Origin of the sequence: uncultured Desulfosarcina sp., assembly GCF_963664155.2 — a bacterium.
Lineage (GTDB): Bacteria > Desulfobacterota > Desulfobacteria > Desulfobacterales > Desulfosarcinaceae > Desulfosarcina.
Genome location: NZ_CAXXXH010000001.1, coordinates 4,813,735 through 4,831,043, shown reverse-complemented (window position 1 = coordinate 4,831,043; position 17,309 = coordinate 4,813,735). Strand labels below are relative to the sequence as shown.

Annotated in this window: 14 protein-coding genes; 10 read left to right on the top strand and 4 right to left on the bottom strand. The window is 54.9% G+C overall.

Annotated features, from left to right (window positions below; translation table 11 throughout):
• Positions 1-21: 21 nt before the first annotated feature.
• The 3 genes from ACHZBS_RS21990 to ACHZBS_RS21980 form a co-directional block, all read right to left on the bottom strand.
• Positions 22-603 (bottom strand): chalcone isomerase family protein, encoded by a 582-nt coding sequence (locus ACHZBS_RS21990; RefSeq protein WP_319408647.1) that lies wholly within the window; start codon positions 601-603, stop codon positions 22-24.
• A 139-nt stretch (positions 604-742) separates the two neighbouring features.
• The gene (locus ACHZBS_RS21985) at positions 743-1,657 is read right to left on the bottom strand and encodes a dihydroorotate dehydrogenase (RefSeq protein WP_319408646.1); all 915 of its coding nucleotides are present in this window, start codon (positions 1,655-1,657) and stop codon (positions 743-745) included.
• A gap of 114 nt (positions 1,658-1,771) precedes the next feature.
• Positions 1,772-2,692 carry an MBL fold metallo-hydrolase gene (locus tag ACHZBS_RS21980; RefSeq protein ID WP_319408645.1) on the bottom strand — a complete coding sequence of 307 codons (921 nt, stop codon included), beginning with the start codon at positions 2,690-2,692 and terminating at the stop codon, positions 1,772-1,774.
• A gap of 369 nt (positions 2,693-3,061) precedes the next feature.
• Here ACHZBS_RS21980 and ACHZBS_RS21975 point away from each other — a divergent pair, with 369 nt between their 5' ends.
• The 10 genes from ACHZBS_RS21975 (at position 3,062) to ACHZBS_RS21930 (ending at position 11,588) form a co-directional block, all read left to right on the top strand.
• Positions 3,062-3,514 (top strand): NfeD family protein, encoded by a 453-nt coding sequence (locus ACHZBS_RS21975; RefSeq protein ID WP_319408644.1) that lies wholly within the window; start codon positions 3,062-3,064, stop codon positions 3,512-3,514.
• 69 nt (positions 3,515-3,583) lie between these two features.
• On the top strand, positions 3,584-4,435 hold the full coding sequence (locus ACHZBS_RS21970; protein WP_319408643.1) for a stomatin-like protein: 852 nt from the start codon (positions 3,584-3,586) through the stop codon (positions 4,433-4,435).
• 68 nt (positions 4,436-4,503) lie between these two features.
• The gene (locus ACHZBS_RS21965) at positions 4,504-5,385 is read left to right on the top strand and encodes a flavodoxin family protein (RefSeq protein WP_319408642.1); all 882 of its coding nucleotides are present in this window, start codon (positions 4,504-4,506) and stop codon (positions 5,383-5,385) included.
• Entirely contained in the window at positions 5,382-6,476 is a 1,095-nt protein-coding gene (locus ACHZBS_RS21960; protein ID WP_319408641.1) for a GGDEF domain-containing protein, read from the top strand. Before ACHZBS_RS21965 ends, ACHZBS_RS21960 begins: the two co-directional genes overlap by 4 nt.
• Positions 6,477-6,490: 14 nt before the next feature.
• Positions 6,491-6,874, top strand: a complete 384-nt coding sequence (locus ACHZBS_RS21955; RefSeq protein WP_319408640.1) for a hypothetical protein — start codon at positions 6,491-6,493, stop codon at positions 6,872-6,874.
• Positions 6,875-7,020: 146 nt separating this feature from the next.
• Positions 7,021-8,490, top strand: coding sequence for a dynamin family protein (locus tag ACHZBS_RS21950; RefSeq protein ID WP_319408639.1), 1,470 nt, complete (start codon positions 7,021-7,023; stop codon positions 8,488-8,490).
• 233 nt (positions 8,491-8,723) lie between these two features.
• Positions 8,724-9,296, top strand: a complete 573-nt coding sequence (locus ACHZBS_RS21945) for a flavin reductase family protein (RefSeq protein WP_319408638.1) — start codon at positions 8,724-8,726, stop codon at positions 9,294-9,296.
• Positions 9,293-10,519, top strand: coding sequence for an aminotransferase class I/II-fold pyridoxal phosphate-dependent enzyme (locus tag ACHZBS_RS21940; protein ID WP_319408637.1), 1,227 nt, complete (start codon positions 9,293-9,295; stop codon positions 10,517-10,519). Before ACHZBS_RS21945 ends, ACHZBS_RS21940 begins: the two co-directional genes overlap by 4 nt.
• A gap of 200 nt (positions 10,520-10,719) precedes the next feature.
• Positions 10,720-11,214, top strand: coding sequence for a pyridoxamine 5'-phosphate oxidase family protein (locus ACHZBS_RS21935; protein ID WP_319408636.1), 495 nt, complete (start codon positions 10,720-10,722; stop codon positions 11,212-11,214).
• Positions 11,215-11,237: 23 nt separating this feature from the next.
• The gene (locus ACHZBS_RS21930; protein WP_319408635.1) at positions 11,238-11,588 is read left to right on the top strand and encodes a DsrE family protein; all 351 of its coding nucleotides are present in this window, start codon (positions 11,238-11,240) and stop codon (positions 11,586-11,588) included.
• 110 nt (positions 11,589-11,698) lie between these two features.
• On the opposite strand, the gene ACHZBS_RS21925 is transcribed toward ACHZBS_RS21930, so the two are convergent.
• The gene (locus ACHZBS_RS21925) at positions 11,699-17,245 is read right to left on the bottom strand and encodes a PilC/PilY family type IV pilus protein (RefSeq protein WP_319408634.1); all 5,547 of its coding nucleotides are present in this window, start codon (positions 17,243-17,245) and stop codon (positions 11,699-11,701) included.
• Between the last annotated feature and the right edge of the window lie 64 nt (positions 17,246-17,309).

Here is a 17,309-nt window from a genome sequence, read left to right as displayed (position 1 = left end):
TTTCAGCCTACCCACCTCTCCCTACAACCCCAACAAACCCTCCCGAATCTTCTTATCGGCCTTCTCCCCCACATTATAGCGATAGTACATCTGGGCGAAGGTGTTCCCCGGGATAGTGCCTTTGATCTGGCCCTGGTATTCGTAGATAACGCCTTTACCGGGGACATAGGTAGAAATTGCAGTCAAACCGGGGGCCATGTCCTTGTCCATCCAGGAAGCATATTTCTCAATATCTGCCCGGTTGGCATCCACCAATTCCTTGGGGTTGCCTTCTTCAATTAGTTCAATAAACCCTTCGCTGATCTTTTTAGCAGTGGCCTTGCTGGTCAGGTAATGGGTAACCATCTGCTTGACCTGTTCGGATTCGATGACTTCATTGGGATCCTTGGTGGGGTTTTCCAGGTAAAGCCCAACCGCGTAGACTTTCACGAAACCCAGTTTCTTGAGGTAGGAGACACCGTTCAACTTGAGCGTTTTGCCTTCGACAACCTTCTCAGTGGGAAACTTCACACCCAGGATTTCCACTTCGCCGGCATAACCGATACCGGCAACGACGAATACGAACACCACGGCCATGACACAGGCAAACAGTCTTCTGCTCATTTTTTTCTCCTTTAATTGTCAAAGCCCATCCGATGCCTATTCAATCAGATGGCAAGTTTGGAAACGAACCGGATCAGGGTTTTGTTGACGTTGCTAACATCGCTGGCAATTTATCGTAATTCAGATAAATTGCAAATGATTATTTCAGCGTCCCTATCAACTGTTTCACATCATCGAGGCCTTCCTCCACCAGCCATTTTTGCATCCCGTCGATGATTGCCATGGTGCTGCCCGGGTTGACAAAATTGGCCGTTCCCACCTGGACGGCGGTTGCGCCCACCATCATGAATTCCAAGGCATCCGTGGCGTTCATGATGCCGCCCACCCCGACGATGGGGATTTTCACCGCCTGGGCCACCTGCCAGACCATACGCAGGGCGACGGGCTTGATGGCAGGGCCGGAGAGGCCGCCGGTGACGTTGGCTAATTTGGGCCGGCGGGTGGACAGGTTGACGGCCATGCCGGTGATGGTGTTGATCAGCGACAGAGCGTCTGCCCCGGCATCTTCGGCCACCCTGGCCATCAGGGCGATGTCGGTGACGTTGGGAGAAAGCTTGACCATCAGATGTTTGGTGGTCTTCTCACGAACAGCACGGACCACCTCTCGGGCAAGTGTCGGATCCGAGCCGAAGGCTACCCCGCCCTCTTTTACATTGGGACAGGAGATGTTCACCTCCAGCCCCTTGACGGCATCGAGAGGTTCCATACGTTCGGCCAGCAGGGCATATTCCTCAACAGTCTTACCGTAGATGTTGGCAATGGTGGGCGGGCAAAGGGTCTTTAAAAAAGGCAGTTTGTCCTGGATGAAGGCGTCAATGCCCACGTTTTCCAGCCCGATGGCATTGAGCATGCCACAGTCGGTCTCGACGATGCGCGGGGGCGGGTTTCCCTTGGACGGTTTCAGGGAAAGGCCCTTGACGATAATGCCACCTAAGCGGTTCAGGTCAATATAGTGCTCAAACTCACGGGCGTAGCCGAAAGTGCCCGAAGCGGTCATTACCGGGTTCTGAAGTTTCAGGCCGCCGATGTCGACGGTCAGGTCAGGAACGGTCATGAGACCCTCGATTCTTTTTTGAAAGGCTTTGGACTACCAACGTCCAACATCGAATTCTCAATAAGTTAGGCTGAGACTTAATAATCTGCGAGGATTACCTCTGAACAAAACCTGTTAACAGTCCTTCGATTTCTGCGTAGCCTGCCATTTTTTCATAACGGTTTTAATGCGGGCCTCCAAATTGAGCACATAAGCCGGCTCGGGCTGTCGTAGACCGGGTTTGCCATCCCACTCGACGGCTTTGACCCGCTTCATCACGGCAGGGACATACCCGTTTTCGGATTCCAGAAACCGTTCGACCATGTGGCGAAACCGACGGCTTTGCGCCAGGGATTCTGCCATATGCTGCCGGGCATCGCTGCCGGTGCAGGAGTAGATGTGACCCAAGCATAGCGTTTCCACATCCAGGGTGTTCAGCCGCTGCATGGACTGGTAGTGGACATCGTAATCCACGAGGCAGTCGGTCACGATGTAGCCGGTCTCATCCGGGGTGCCCAAGGCTTCGGAAGCCACCAGCAGCTTACGTTGGGGAATGAAATAGGAGAGAAAATCCCAGGTGTGACCGGGGGTTTCCATGGCCTGGACGGTAAGCTTGGGCGATATCTCAAAACAGTCCCCCTCCCCGGCCGTCGCATCCACCCCGAACGGTTCGAAGTGGGTGTCGCCCGGGTCGACACCCAGATCAGCCGCCATCCCGGCGGCAAAGTGGTTGAGCTCGGAGATCAGCGAAATCGCATTGGGCCGGCCAAACACATTGGCCGCCTTTTTCGAGCAGACCACCTTCATCTGCGGGAACTGGGTTTTGAGATAGGCGACGGCACCGCAATGGTCAAAATGGGAGTGGGTGAGAAAGCACCACGCCGGTTGGCGATTGTCCAGCACATCCCGAACCTGCCGGGCATACACGGGTCCGAGAAAGGCCAGTCCGGCATCGAACAGGGCTGGTCGGTCGCCGTCGACCAAAAAAACCGGCATGGCCCGGTGCCCCAACATGTGGATGCCGTATGCGATTTCTCCGATCTGGTCAACGACCACGTTTCCTCCATTTGAATCGCTGCTTATGGATTTTCCGCGGCAACTTCGCCTTAACGCCCGCGGAATGGCAAAGTAATATAGACGAGTCAGGGCTATTGATCAACCTGGACTTTTGGACTGGATTTCTGGTCGGTTTTTCAGCCACACCGGAAGTGCTTCGACTTCCACCGGCCCTGGATATGTGCTAAGCTTTTATTTTTCGAGAACCGGTCGGAAATGGGCAATTTTCCTTTTGTTCAAGTCGAAATTGCCGATATCCGGTTGAAGCGCGACACAAAAAATTTATACTTTTTATGAGGCTGACAAGCCGAGCCCGGCGTTTGCAGCGTCGGATGATCTCCAAACCATCAACCCCTTTCAGGAAACGACATGGATATCACCGTTCAATACTGGCACTGGCTGGTGTTTGGCATGGTCCTCATCATGGCCGAAATCTTCGTTCCCAGTTTCACCATCTTCTGGTTTGGCCTTGGAGGTCTGGTGGTGGCCGGCCTGTTGCTGCTCTTTTCCGGCGTCAGTTTCACCTGGCAGTTGTTCATCTGGGCCATCGCCTCATGCGTGTTCACCTATCTCTGGTTCAAATTCATCCGACCGAGAATGACCGATCGGACCCGCGCGGGAATTGCCCGCGAGTCTGCCATCGGCGAAACCGGACAGGTAATCCGGGCTCCTGAAGATGGACGGCGCGGCATGGTGCGATTCACCACGCCCCTGCTGGGATCGGAAGAATGGTCGTTTATCTGTGATCTGGCAGTAGTCGTAGGCGATCGGGTAACGGTGGCGGACATCTCCGGCAACACCCTGGTGGTCAAAAAAGCATAAAATTACTCTCGTATTGGTTTATCATTCCGTTTTTAAACTTGCTTTTACCTAATATTTTCGGAGGGAAACATGGAAGGATTGATCGTTGTTGTTGTCTTTGTCGTGCTGGTGATCGTGACCCTGGTTCTGGGCGTTCGGATCGTTCCCCAAGGCAGCAAGTACGTGGTTCAGCGATTGGGCAAATACCAAAAAACCCTCGGCCCGGGCCTGAATATTATCATCCCCTACATCGACTCGGTGGCCTATAAAGTCACCACCAAAGACATTGTGATGGACATCCCCTCCCAGGAGGTCATCACCCGGGACAATGCCGTGATCATCACCAACGCTGTGGCCTACATCAATATCATCTCCCCGGAAAAGGCGGTATATGGTGTGGAGAACTACCAGTTCGCCATCCAGAACCTGGTACAAACCTCTCTGCGGTCGATCGTGGGAGAAATGGATCTTGACGATGCCCTCTCCTCCCGCGACCACATCAAGGCCAAGCTCAAAACAGCCATTTCCGATGACATTTCGGACTGGGGCATCACCATGAAGACCGTCGAGATCCAGGACATCAACCCCTCCCAGACCATGCAGTCCGCCATGGAAGAGCAGGCCGCGGCCGAACGTCAGCGGCGGGCGGCGGTGACCCGGGCGGAGGGAGAAAAGGCCGCGGCGATTTTAGAGGCCGAAGGCCGTCTGGAGGCATCCAAACGCGATTCGCAGGCCAAGGTCGTTCTTGCCGAAGCCAGCCAGCGGGCCATCCAGAAGGTCACCGAGGCCATCGGCGACAATGAAATCCCCGTCATGTACCTGATCGGTGAAAAATACGTGGAATCTCTGAAAAGTCTGTCCATGTCGCCAAACGCCAAGGTGGTGCTGATGCCGGCGGAGATTCCAACGGCGATAAGGGGGATATTGGGTGTAACCAAATAAGATTGCCGGGTTGAAGGCCAACGGCAATCATGGATATTCCTATCGTACGTTTTCCAGGAAAGTTTTAGATGAAAAAAATTCTGGGCATCGTCAGTTCGGCGCGGCGGCTGGGCAATTGTGAAATCATGGTCAAAGAGGTGTTCCGGAACCTTGCCGGGCCGTGTGAACTGAACCTGCTGCGGCTCACCGATTTTCGGATCGATCCGTGTCGGGGGTGTTACCATTGCCTGTTCAAGGACGGGGATTGTGTGATCGACGATGATTGCTCGACAGTGCTGGCGGCCATCAGTTCGGCAGACGCCCTCATCCTTGCCGCCCCGGCTTATTTTTTAGGGGCACACAGCGCCCTGAAACGATTCCTGGACCGCGGGCTTTCGTTTTACGGAGAAATGGACAGGATGTGGGGCAAACCGGCCGTGGGCGTAGCGGTGGCCGGCATTCCCGGCATGGAAGGCAGTACGCTGCTGGGCATCGAAAGCTTCCTCAAACTGATTCTGGCCGACATCCGGCAGACCCAGGTGGTGTATGGTGCCCTGCCCGGCGAAATCTTTCTCGATGACGGCAACCGAAAAGTTGCCCAAACGTTAGCCCACAGCCTGTTCGGCCCCAAAGTTTCCAAATCTGCCCCCTGCTGCTCCTTGTGCGGGGGCGATACGTTCAGGTTCATGGGACCGCACAGGGTTCGCTGCATGCTCTGCAGCAACGCCGGCACCCTGCACATGGAAAACGGTGCTGCCGTTATTGAAATGGAAATGGCCGATCACCAGCTGTTTCTGACCCGGCAGGATGTCAGGAACCACAAAACCTGGCTCATCGGCATGAAGGAACGATTTATGGGCATGCGAAAAACCCTCAAGCCGATCAGCGTCAACTATCTCAAAGATGGGGAATGGATCAACCCCCATTCCAAGACACATGGCGCCATTTTCGAAAAGGACGATGAAGAATGAAACTTTTTGGCAAATCCAACACCACCGACACCGATCCGGCGACACTGGCCAAAACGATCGATGAGACCCGTGAGCGCCTGAACGTATTTTCAGAAAGCATTCGGGCTCTGTTCCTCTTTGTACGCGAATACACGCTGGACATCACTGAAATCGATGCCGAGGACTTTAAAAAACAATTGGAGGCCCTTCAGGAAAAATTTCAGCCGGATGAAAAAACTAAAACCATTGCCACGCAATTCGACCGACAAAAGGGAAAAATTTTAGAACACATCCAACGACAGAAAACCTACATCGGCGAACGCGAAACCGAATTCAGGGAAATCATCGATCTGATGACGGCGGCCATGGGGGGGCTGGACAACGAAAACCGCGATTTTTACAGCAGCATCCGCTCGCAGGGAGAACGGTTCGAACAGATCACCCTGCTGGACGACATCAAACGCATTAAAAGTGAACTGGTTCGCGAGGTCGACAAGATGCGGAATATGGTCCGGGACAAGGAGAACCTGGACCAGAGAGCCCTCGATTCTCTCTCCAGCCAGGTGGATGTCCTGAAAAAAGAACTGGACAAGGCCCGGCATTCCGCCAATACAGACGGCCTGACCGGCGTCAACAACCGGAAATCCCTTGACAATCATCTGCGCAGCCTGGTGGAAAGGAACACGGTCACCCGGGCTCCCTTTTCCCTGTTGATGATGGATCTCGATGATTTCAAGCAGTTGAACGACACCTACGGACACACCGTGGGGGATCGGATGCTGCTGGCCTTTGCCGAAAAATGCCGTGCAGCGGTGAGGAGTGACGATTTTCTGGCCCGTTACGGAGGCGAAGAGTTCATGCTAATCCTGCCCGGCGCATCCCTTCGAAATGCCACCAAAAAGGCCAAGCAACTCTGCCGGACCATTGCCGCTGCCCAATACGCCGCTGATGACTCCCCCAAGGCGGACGTGGTGTCCATCACCGTGAGTATCGGTGTAAGTACCTACCGGAATGGCGACACGGTTAAGAGCCTGGTAGACCGGGCCGACCAATGTCTTTACAAGGCCAAAGCAGCCGGTAAAAGCAGGGCGGTGGCCGAAAACTCGCTGTAATTTATGAGGGAACCATGACCGAAAAGAACCCCACTATCGAAAACCTGATGAAAGTCACCCTGAACATCCGGAATGCTGAACCATCACCTGAAGATGCCGGCACCGCGCCATTTGTATTTATTTACGGAGTCGGGCCATCCGGCATCACCCCGTTTGAAAAAGCGCTGTTTGGAAAGGGTGTCGGCGATCGGATCAGATTGGACATGACCCCCGGCGGTTTTTGTGAAACCGTTGGCCATCTTGAGCTTCCCTTGTCCAAACAATCCGGCATTACGGCCTCCGTGTCGCTCCAGGTCACCGTGGTCGACGTGGAAAGGGCGCTTGACCGGGAAGTAGTCAAAGCCATGGCAGCCGGTGGCAGCTGCAGTAACTGCGGCTGCGGCTGCGGCGGCCATTAACCCCCACCCATGAAGCCAACCGGAGGACAGCCGGCCGGTGTCGTTATAGGCTTGATTTGTTTTCGGGAACCTCTTATACCTACTAATGTTTCTGATGCAAATCACTTATTTAACCAAACGCGCCAGTCTGCCGCCCGGAGACGTTCATGTATCGTGACAACTATATTACCGCCCTGCGAACCGAATTGCTGGAGATGGTATCCGCGCAACTGACGCCGGTGGCCATGCGCTATGGCTACAGCGAAGTGCCCTTAGAAACCAACATCAAATGGCGCCCCCAGGTCCTGGTGCTGGGTAACTATTCGTCAGGAAAATCCACCCTGATCAATGAATTTCTGGGAACAGCCGTCCAGGGTACCGGACAGGCGCCAACCGATGACTCCTTCACCGTCCTGACTTTCGACGAGAGTGAACCGGACGGTGCACCGGTCCGGGTCACCGATCAACGCGACGGCAAGTTTCTGCTCAACGATCCTGAATATCCCTTTGAGACGCTTAAGAAACACGGCCAGCGGTTCGCCTCCCATTTCAAACTTAAAAAAATCAATTCACCGTTTCTGAAGAACCTGGCCATCATCGACACACCCGGCATGCTCGACAGCATTACCGAACGGGACCGGGGATATAACTATCAGGATGTCATCGGCGACCTGGCACAGATTGCCGACCTGGTGCTGGTGATGTTCGACCCCCACAAAGCCGGTACCGTAAGAGAGGCGCATACCAGCCTGCGGGACACCCTTCCGGCCAAAACATTCGAAGATCGGGTGCTATACGTACTCAACCGCATCGACGAATGTGCCTCCATGACCGACCTGCTGCGTGTATACGGCACCTTGTGCTGGAATCTGTCCCAGATTACCGGCCGCAAGGACATCCCCATGATTCATCTGACCTATTCCCCGTCGGCCGCGGAAAAAACAGGACGCTCCGAAGACCCCCAGGCCGCCTATCTTCACTATCTGGAGAACCAACGGGAAGAATTGAAAAAAGCGGTGCTCCAGGCGCCATGCCACCGGCTGGACAACCTGGCTTCCTTTGTGGAAACGCACGGTGAACGACTATGCCATTTTCTGGAAGGTATGATCAGCTACCGCAAGAAAGCGCGCATGTTCCGGGTAAAGGCGTTTTTCACCGGATTGGCCGTGTCCGTGGTGGGTGGGGTTGCCGGCGGACTGGGGCTCATGGGCCTGCCGCCCTTTGCCGGCCTGGACCCGGTGCTCCAGATCACCGGTGCGGGGCTGCTGAGCACCATCATTCTTATCTTCTGGCTTGCCTTGGTACAAAAATACCTTTACTCACGATTTTTGAAAAGATGGTTGCGGCAACTGGACGGTCTGACCCCGCTTCCCAACCAGACCCGTCGTGACAGTTGGGCATCCATACGCGACCTGCTCTATGTCAATTTAAAAAACAGCAACGGGCGATTTTCACTGTCACAGGTAGTGAGTGAACATGCCACGGTAAAACAGATCCATGACAGGGGATCCCGCGAAATTCGCGAGGCATTGAAGGAACTGACCGGAATCGCTCCGGATAACAACGACTGGGGAGAAAAAGGAGCCGGGCCGGTGCCTTATTGGGCCAATGCGGAAGCTCCCCTTGAGGGTCGATAGCACGTAATGCAAACCGGTGTTCGAGAAAATTGAACACTTGAGGGTTCGATTCCCTGAATAGGATTGAATCGTTCAACGCACCCTAACAAAGATGACAATTCATTCTCTCATCCGCAAAACACAGAAAAATTGTGTGACATCATCGCATCCGAGCATGCACACACCATCTATGAAAAATACGGGTTCATCACCCACGATCAATGAGTCCGGTAAACATTTATCAGGAGGTTTGAATGAACAAATCCCGTCTGGGGCCTGAAGCCCTGCTGTTTCCCACCCCGGCTGTACTTGTCGGCACCATGGTGGACGGTTGCGCCAACTTCATGACCGCCGCCTGGTGCGGTATCGCCTCGTCAAAACCACCGGCCATTTCCGTAGCCATTCGCGGTGAGCGCCATACCCTGAAAGGCATTCTCAGCCACCGTGAATTTTCCATCAATGTACCTTCGGCAAACATGGTTGAACAGGTGGATTTCTGCGGCATCTATTCGGGTCGCAAAGTGGACAAATCGACAACTTTCGATCTGTTCATCGGCGATCTGAAGCATGCACCCCTGGTGGCGTCCTGCCCGGTGAATCTGGAGTGCCGACTGCGCCACACACTGGATTTGGGGGCACACACCCTGGTCGTGGGAGAAGTCATCCAGACCCATGTCAATGAAAGCTGCCTGACCGATGGCCAGGCCGACGCCGTCAAAGTGGACCCGCTGGTCTATTCACCGGGTACCGGGAATTACCATCGATTGGGTGACATCGTGGGCAAGGCATTTTCCATCGGCAAGAAGAAAGAGGGAGGACAGAAATGAACAACTTCCATCCGGAACAGGCCCTGTGCGAAACCCGCAGGGAGTTTGGCGAGCACGGCGGCGTAACCCCGTCCATATCCCGGTCATCCACCTTTACCGTGATGGACCCGGAAACCATGCCGGAGATCTTCGGCGGAATCCGCGGCCCTGAACAAGGCGGGTGCTTCCTTTATAGCCGGCATTTCAATCCCACGGTGGACACCCTGGCCCGTTATCTGTCGGCCATGGAAGGCACCGAGTTTGCCGTGTGCACCGCCAGCGGCATGTCCGCCATCTCCTCTACCCTGCTCCAACTTTGTCATAAGGGAGATCACATCGTATCCAGCGATACTATCTATGGCGGCACCCATGCCCTGCTGGATGAACTGCTGCCACAGTTCGGCATTACCACCACCTTTGTGAACCCCACCGACACAGCGGCGTTTGAGAAGGCCATCACCCCGAAAACCCGCGTACTCTATACGGAAGCCGTCGGCAACCCGACATTGAAAATTGCGGACATCCGTGCACTGTCCAAACTGGCAAAAACCCATGGCCTTTCTTTGGTTGTCGACAACACCTTCACCCCCATGATGATCTCCCCGGCACGCATTGGAGCGGATGTGGTGGTCTACTCCATGACCAAATACATCAACGGCGCCAGCGATCTGGTGGCCGGCGCCATCTGCACCACCAAAGCGATGGTTCACCAACTCATGGACCTGCATACCGGCCGGGTCATGCTGCTGGGACCCACAATGGACCCTCGCATGGCTTACGACATTATCCAGCGCCTGCCCCATCTGGCCTTGCGCATGCGCGAACACTCCCGCCGGGCCCTGGCCACCTGCCGCCGACTGGAAGAACTGGGCGTTCCGGTCGTCTATCCGGGGTTGGCATCCTTTGCCCAGCACCGCCTGGCCACTGATCTGATCAACGAAGGATACGGATACGGCGGCATGTTCACCATCGACTGCGGCACCCGCGACCGGGCCGACGACCTGTTGGACGAACTCCAGAACACGGAGAATTTCGGTTATATCGCCGTCTCCCTGGGATACTTCGATACGCTGATGTCCTGTTCCGGTGCAAGCACATCATCTGAAATCAGCCGGGAAGAACAGGAGAAAATGGGGCTTTCTCCCGGATTGGTCCGGTTTTCCATCGGCTACACGGGCAGCCTGGAGAAGCGCATGGAACAGATGGAACGGGCTGTCAGGGCCGTGGGTCTGGTTAAGAAGTAACACGACCAGGGCTCAAGGATTCGAGGGTCCCAGGGTTCAAGAGAAAGGGCACGGGCATGACACGAGGTTAGGGGTACCCCTGCGGTTGCCCTGTTTTTTCCGGTCACCATGGGCAGCGCCTGGATTGAAATGTCATGCCGGATCATTGTCAGGGACAGGCTTTTATCCGGCATCCCGTAGGAGGGGGGCGGGAGGGTAGCTTGACGACAAGCGGAAAATCGACAACCGAAGATTGGCAACAAGCAGCGCGATCCTTGATCCAAAGCGAATCAACCCTGACACTGGCCACTGCCGGTGAATCGGGACCCTGGTCGGTACCGGTTTACTATGTCTACCTCGACAACCGTTTTTATTTCTTCTCATCGCCCCAAAGCCGTCACATTCTGCAGACCATGGCGTCAGGGGAGGCGGCGGCATCGCTGTTTCACCAGGCGGATTCGTGGCAATCCATCCGTGGCATCCAGATGAAAGGAACCGTGGACCGGATTCATTCCATGGGATTGTCGATCAAGACGATTGCCTTGTATCTGAAACGATTTCCTTTTACCCGGGAATTTTTTGCGGATGATCCAAACCCGGACCTGGATGCCTTCTTCTCACGATTCAAGGCACGGCTCTATGCGTTTGATCCGGCAGAAGTATATTACATCGACAACCGCTTCGGGTTCGGCACCCGGCAGCGGATAGACTGGTAACGTTTATAAGAAAGGAGAAAGAAATGCCCAATTTTCTGTTCGTGCTGAGCAAGGATGACAACGAGGCCGTCACCCGCTGCTGCCAGTTTGCCAAAATCGCCCATTCCAAAGGCCATCATGTGGACATGTTCTTCATCGACGGCGGCGTCGCCTGGGCCGACAAAAACCGGGACCTGGGCAAAAAAACAGCCACCGGCGACTGCCCCAACGATTACCTGCCCTACCTGGTTGAAAACGAGGTCAAGGTCGGCATTTGCACGCCCTGCGCGAAAAACCGAAACATGGACGAGGCCAATTTTTTTTCCAACATGCAGTTGGACGGCGGGCCTCACCTCATCGACATGGCCGCTGAGGCCAAAGTGTTCAATTTCTAAGGTACGTGCATCAGGAATGAATACCCGGAATCGCAGCCGTTAAAAAAAAACAGCGCGCCCCGCTGGTGGTTAAACGGAGCGCGCTGGTATGATTGATTGCTTACCGCTTTTTAATTGTTCTTATCTCTCCATGCCGCAATGCCGCTCTTGATGGGGAAAGCGGTTTCAACGTTGATCTTCACCACCTCGCCGGTGCTCATCTGCAGAAAGGCCGTTGCACCCTTTTCGCGGCCCACATGGAAGCCTGCGGCCGGCGGCGGCGCCCCATGCCCCACGAAATACTTGCTGTTTACCAACTCGGTGGTTTCCGAGCCCTGGGTAACCGTCGTGATGGTACCCGGCAGGATGTGTTTGTAATAGGCAGTTCCGGTTTCATAATAATTCGCGTAAAAATTGGTATCCCCGCCAAACCCGCAGATGTCGTCATTGGGTGTGTACCCCGGGAAGAAGACGATTCCGCCCAGAATGGTCGCTTTGGAGATGACCCGCTCCGACGGGTTGCCGGCCACCGCTTCCAACTCATGATACCAACCGTCGTATTTGCGTGCCTCGGTAAGCAGGGTGCTCCAATCGGTAACACCGGCAACGCCGCCGGTTACCGTCCGGTTGGTGTGCACCGAGTAGCCGGTGGCATCGAACAGGTCGGTGGACCAATCCACTTCCAGCGCTTTGGCAGTATTATAGTAGTAATCGTCCGGAGAAGTCACATGGTCCTTGTTGAAATAAGGATCCTTGACACCAAAAAAGTACTGCTGGTTTTCGTCCATTTTGTCCGCGTTGGACTGGTAGCGTCCCGTGCCGAAAAAGGCCCACACGTTGTTCTTCTTGTCTGTACTCAACGCAATGGGAGCGGTGATGGGACCGGGTGAGTCGGCCATGGGCCACATCGTCCAGTCGGTCGGTGTCTCAGACGGCACGCCAAAAGTTGGGTCAGCGGTATCGACACCCACCGTATGGGTGTTGATTTTGTACACCTTGCCTTCCAGGCTGGGTGGCGTCGTGCCCGCATCGGCAATACTGCCAAAGTAAATACTGTCCACATTGTAGGTCAGGTTCTTGTCAAAGGCGGTCGGCGAATTCATCGATGTATTGGCCGTACCGGTGGTAAACAGCCAGTCATGCGTGACGGTTCCATCGTTATACCCGAAGGGTTTACCGGTTTTCAGATCGACGACGAACATGTAGCCGCTCTGGTTGCTGGTGCCGTCATACTCGGTGGGACCCGAGCCGAATGCCACCGACCATTGTGAGTCGTACCAGACATACTTGCCGCCGGACACGGTTCGCTTTGCACCGACGGCGACGGCGGCCGGAAACGAGGTACTCATGGCCAGGTTTTCATAAGAGCGCTCCCACAGCAGGCGGGGCGCTCGCGGATTGGTGACATCCATGCAGATGTAAGTGGGATAAAAATTCCGGGTTTCCAGGGTTGATGTATCACCGTCGAAATCGCCTTCGGCCCAGATATGCTTCCCGCCCATATTCAGTCCGACGAGCAAAATGGTCCCCCAGCCGCCCGGATGGGTGGCGTCAGCATAAAAAATCCGGGCATCGAACAGTTTGGGTTTAAGATCCACATAAAAGGTATGGGCATAGTCGGGTGCCGCCAGGAACTTCAGGTGGGGCAGCAAGGTTTGGGGAATATAGGCCCACAACTCATCGCCAAGGCCTTCAGTGGTAGCCGCCGGCTGGGTGTATTGGCCGGATGCATTGTAGTACCATGAGGTAAAGGCGTGCAGCATACCGTCATTGGCTCCCACATAGACGACCGTCTCCCGGTCCTTGGTAAAATCAAGGTAGGTCTGGAAAGACTCATCCCCGTAAATGAGGTGATAGTAGTCCGGCGCTTTGGAAACGCTTACCGGAGTTGAATTGACAATGTCGCCCAGCTTCCATACCGTGCCCTCGTCCGTGGTCCGGATGCGGGTGTCGGGGTTACCCACGAGATCGGCGGAATCCTTGCCGCGGATATAGTTGATCAGGTTTTTAACGCGCGTGTCATGATCAGGGCCGGTGGAGGGATCCAGATAATCCCAGGCGGTCGAGTCACTGAGTCCTAGAAAAGGTTTCAATTTTGCCAGGTTATCTTCATGAAAAGCAATGAGTTCGTCAATGTTATCAAAAGGTAAATCGGTGGTCGGCGACAGCACCTGGCCCACAATTTTCACGGCACCACCTTCGTCTTCTCCGGATTGATCGATCAACCCGTCCCCGTCTTCGTCAACCCCATCCCCGTCGATAAAGGTAAAAATCTTGCGGGTGTCGGCAGTGCGCTGGCGCAGCTTGTCGCCGGCTTCGAAAATGGGTGTAATTGCATTGATGGCCTTTAATTCATAATTATTGGAATCGGTCAGGTCCGGGCAAGTCTCGCCGATATAGCCAAGACGACAGTCGGAAGTAAGGCCGTTTTTGGGGTGATACAGGTAATGGGTAGTGTACCGTATCAGTTTGGTGTCACCGTTGACGTCGGTCGTATAGGCAATAATCTTGTCAACGTTAGCTCCGGCCAAAACGGAATCGGTCGTATTGGTCAGGTCCAGTCGATGGTTCGAATTGCTGTCTTCCCGCAAGTTGCCCAGGGGGTCCACCCACAGGCTCTGCAGGTAGCCCTGCCAGGTCAGTTCGTTGCCCGAAGCAGTGGTCACCCGCGGCTTGAAATAAGCCTGGAGCAGATGACCTTCACCCTCGCTGTTGGTAGCCAGTACCGATGCAGCGGTACCGGAGGCCGCTTTTTCAAGGATGTCGGCAAAGGATTTGTTGAGCTGCTCTTCCAGCTTTAAAGGGTTGACTACGTAAAAATAGGTGTCCGGGTTGCCGTCACCGTCCTTGTCCCATTCGTCGGTCAGGTCGGGGATGCCGTTGTCGTTCTCATCGTCGAACCCGCCCCACTTGGCGGCATACCACAACGGGTTGGTCAGCAGTCCGGCAGTCAGGCTGCCGCCGTCGGGGTCAGCCTCAAACCGGCGCGTAGTGATAAATGGAAGGTCGGTCGCGTTATTGGGGGTGTCCAGAAAATAGTCCACATTCGCGCCGCCCACGTCCTTGACTTCCAGGTAGATACCATCGTTTTTAGTCCCGGAAATGATATAGCCCATGTGCTGGTCAATACCGCCGGCGGCGTATTCGGAGGTCAGGGTAATATTCAGGGCTACGGCATCGCCGATGTTCGATGCGTCAACCGGATTATCGGAGGAGTCCACCAACTGATATTCATACAGGACGATGGCATCCATGTCGTGGTCGGCCCCCTGTTCGACGTCTTCGTAGTTGATCCGGAAGCGGCCGTAATAGGGATGCAGTTCCTCGATAAAAAAATCGACGATGGTGTTGGTGGGCTGGAAGCTGCCTTCCGCTGAGCTGATGCTGCTACCGCCGACCGATTTGGCGAAGGGAACCAGGGTGATGGTTTTACCATTCAGAGGAATTTCTATTCGGGGAAGCGGCGACGCCAGCCCGACCGCATAAGTCCGGACCGCCTGCTTCCCGTCGACCGTGTTCATGTCTTCCTTCCAGCCGTAGTTTGCCACAGCCGCCGAATAGTAACTGCCCTGTTTGGTGGGTTCCTCCGGGCACAACCCTCGGATATTTCCGAAACTGTCCACGTACTTTTCGGTGCAGGCCCCGTCAAAATTGTTCGCCTGCTGGCCGATGAAACGGTTGCCGTCAGTCATTTCGTTGGAAAAGATGGTATCCGAGATCTCTTCCACATCCAAACTGGTGCCGGCGTTGCCGATGGTTTCAGCCGGCTTGCTGCCAAAACCGGAATAGGCACCGGGCAGCTGATCGGAATCGAAGGTGGGATTGATGTCGCTGAGCACCAGCATGAAGGGTTTGGCGCAGTATTCGAAACCACCGTCACTGGTATCGTAGGGGTTGTTCCAGCCGGGCTTGGGAAGGGTCAGATCCAGACCGGCGGCGTTGTCATTGGCATCGCTATAAGTAAAGTCGGCGGTGGGTGAACCTTCGCCGGCGAAGTAGCGCAGGGTTTCATACATCATCTCGCCGACGGGATTGCCCCACATGCGGCACTCGCCTTCACTGATGGGACGCGTGGTGATCCAGCCGCAGTTGCTGTTGTATGTATGGTCTCCGTAGTTGAAGTCCACGATTCTGAATTGGTTGATGGTTTTAATAATACCGTTGAGGGCCGTAAACTGCCCCGTATTGGCAACGATTTCATCGGTAATGGTGCCGACTTTTTTTCTCAACACACCCCCGGAGGTATTTTTGGTGTAGGAGCCGGACAGCAGTCCGAAATACATGCTGTTGCTCTCTCCGTGGCGCTGCAGCAGGCCAATGGGTTTGTAATTTCCATTGGGATATTGCTTGCAGTTGGTTTCCAGGCCGACGGCGGAATCGGCAACCTTGACACGCACCACTAAATCGGTGATTTCGCTGGCGGCGCTGTTCAGTTCCCAGCGCAGGTAGTAGCTGTCGTCCCCGGTGCCTTCCTCATGCCGGAACTGGAACTTGTGTTCGCCGGCAGTGAGGGTAATAGTGCCACTGTGGATATTGCAGTTGCAGAAACCGTGGCCAGAGTAAAAGCCAGCGACCACCGTATCGTCGACGTCGTCGAATACGCCATCGCCGCCGTCGATGATAAATTCTTCCGCATCGTCGCCATCCACAGAAAACGTATAGTCTCCGTCAGCCGGGACCGTCAGGGTACCTTCAAAAATGGTCAGGTAATTAGAGTCAACGCCGTATGGGTTGCCGGATCCATTGATGGTTGGGGCCGAGCCGGTTCCATATGCACTGCCCGCTATAGCATAAGTGGAGACCAGGGTATTAAATGCAGCATGGTCCGCCGGATGGGACCCGTCTTTAGGGTAGGTGGTTTGGGTCATGGCCCGGATGCCGGCAGTCGTACTGGCGGGAACGATCTGCCATGATCCGGCGGCGGCAGGGGTTTCCAGTGAATCGTCACAAACCGGCCGCTCCTTGGACACCCAATCCCAGATGCGATGGGTGTTGTTGGGCAGTACCCGCAACAGCGGGGCATAAGTGGCGGCGGCGGCATCGGCAAGGGAGGTCGAAGCAAACAGGTGGCGGGTGCCTACCACCGGCAGGCTCAGCGGCGTGTAGTCGCGAATGTCGTAGCCGTCATGGGCGACGCTGGTGTATTCCTTGCCCCAGGAGTGGGCATCCTGGGGGATATAGGCCCGTTCCAGCACGGTTTCGGTGGTGCTGTCGGTCGAACGCATACCGCCGTAAAGCACTTTTCTCACCGCATCCATACGGGACATGGTCAGATAATTGAGAAAATCGCCGCTCCAGTAAAGGTTGACACCGGCCGGCACCTTTTTGTCGGCCGTGATCCCAACCGGTTCAAAGCGTTTATCGGTAGTATCGTATACGTAATATTTAAAGGAATCGAAATATCCGTAGTAATCGATGTCATCCGGCTTGTAGGTGATATCCAGCGTACCGTCGCCGTCCAGGTCCGAGGCATCGTTGTACGCTTCGTAGTAAAGCTTATGGTTCCTTCCCATTACCAGCATAACCAAAGGAGGCACCGAAGCCGCCAGGAAAGGCGGATAGGCTTCGTAATCGACCGCCACCGGCGGCGTGGCGTTAGCCACCGCAACCGTTCCGCTGATAAACAGACCGTTGATCAAACCAACCATAATCAGAAATATAATGATCTTTTTATTCATGGTGTCACCTTTGCTTTTTCCGAGTAAACCGGGTGCCAATCTTTCATCACGGCGGTCCTGGGCG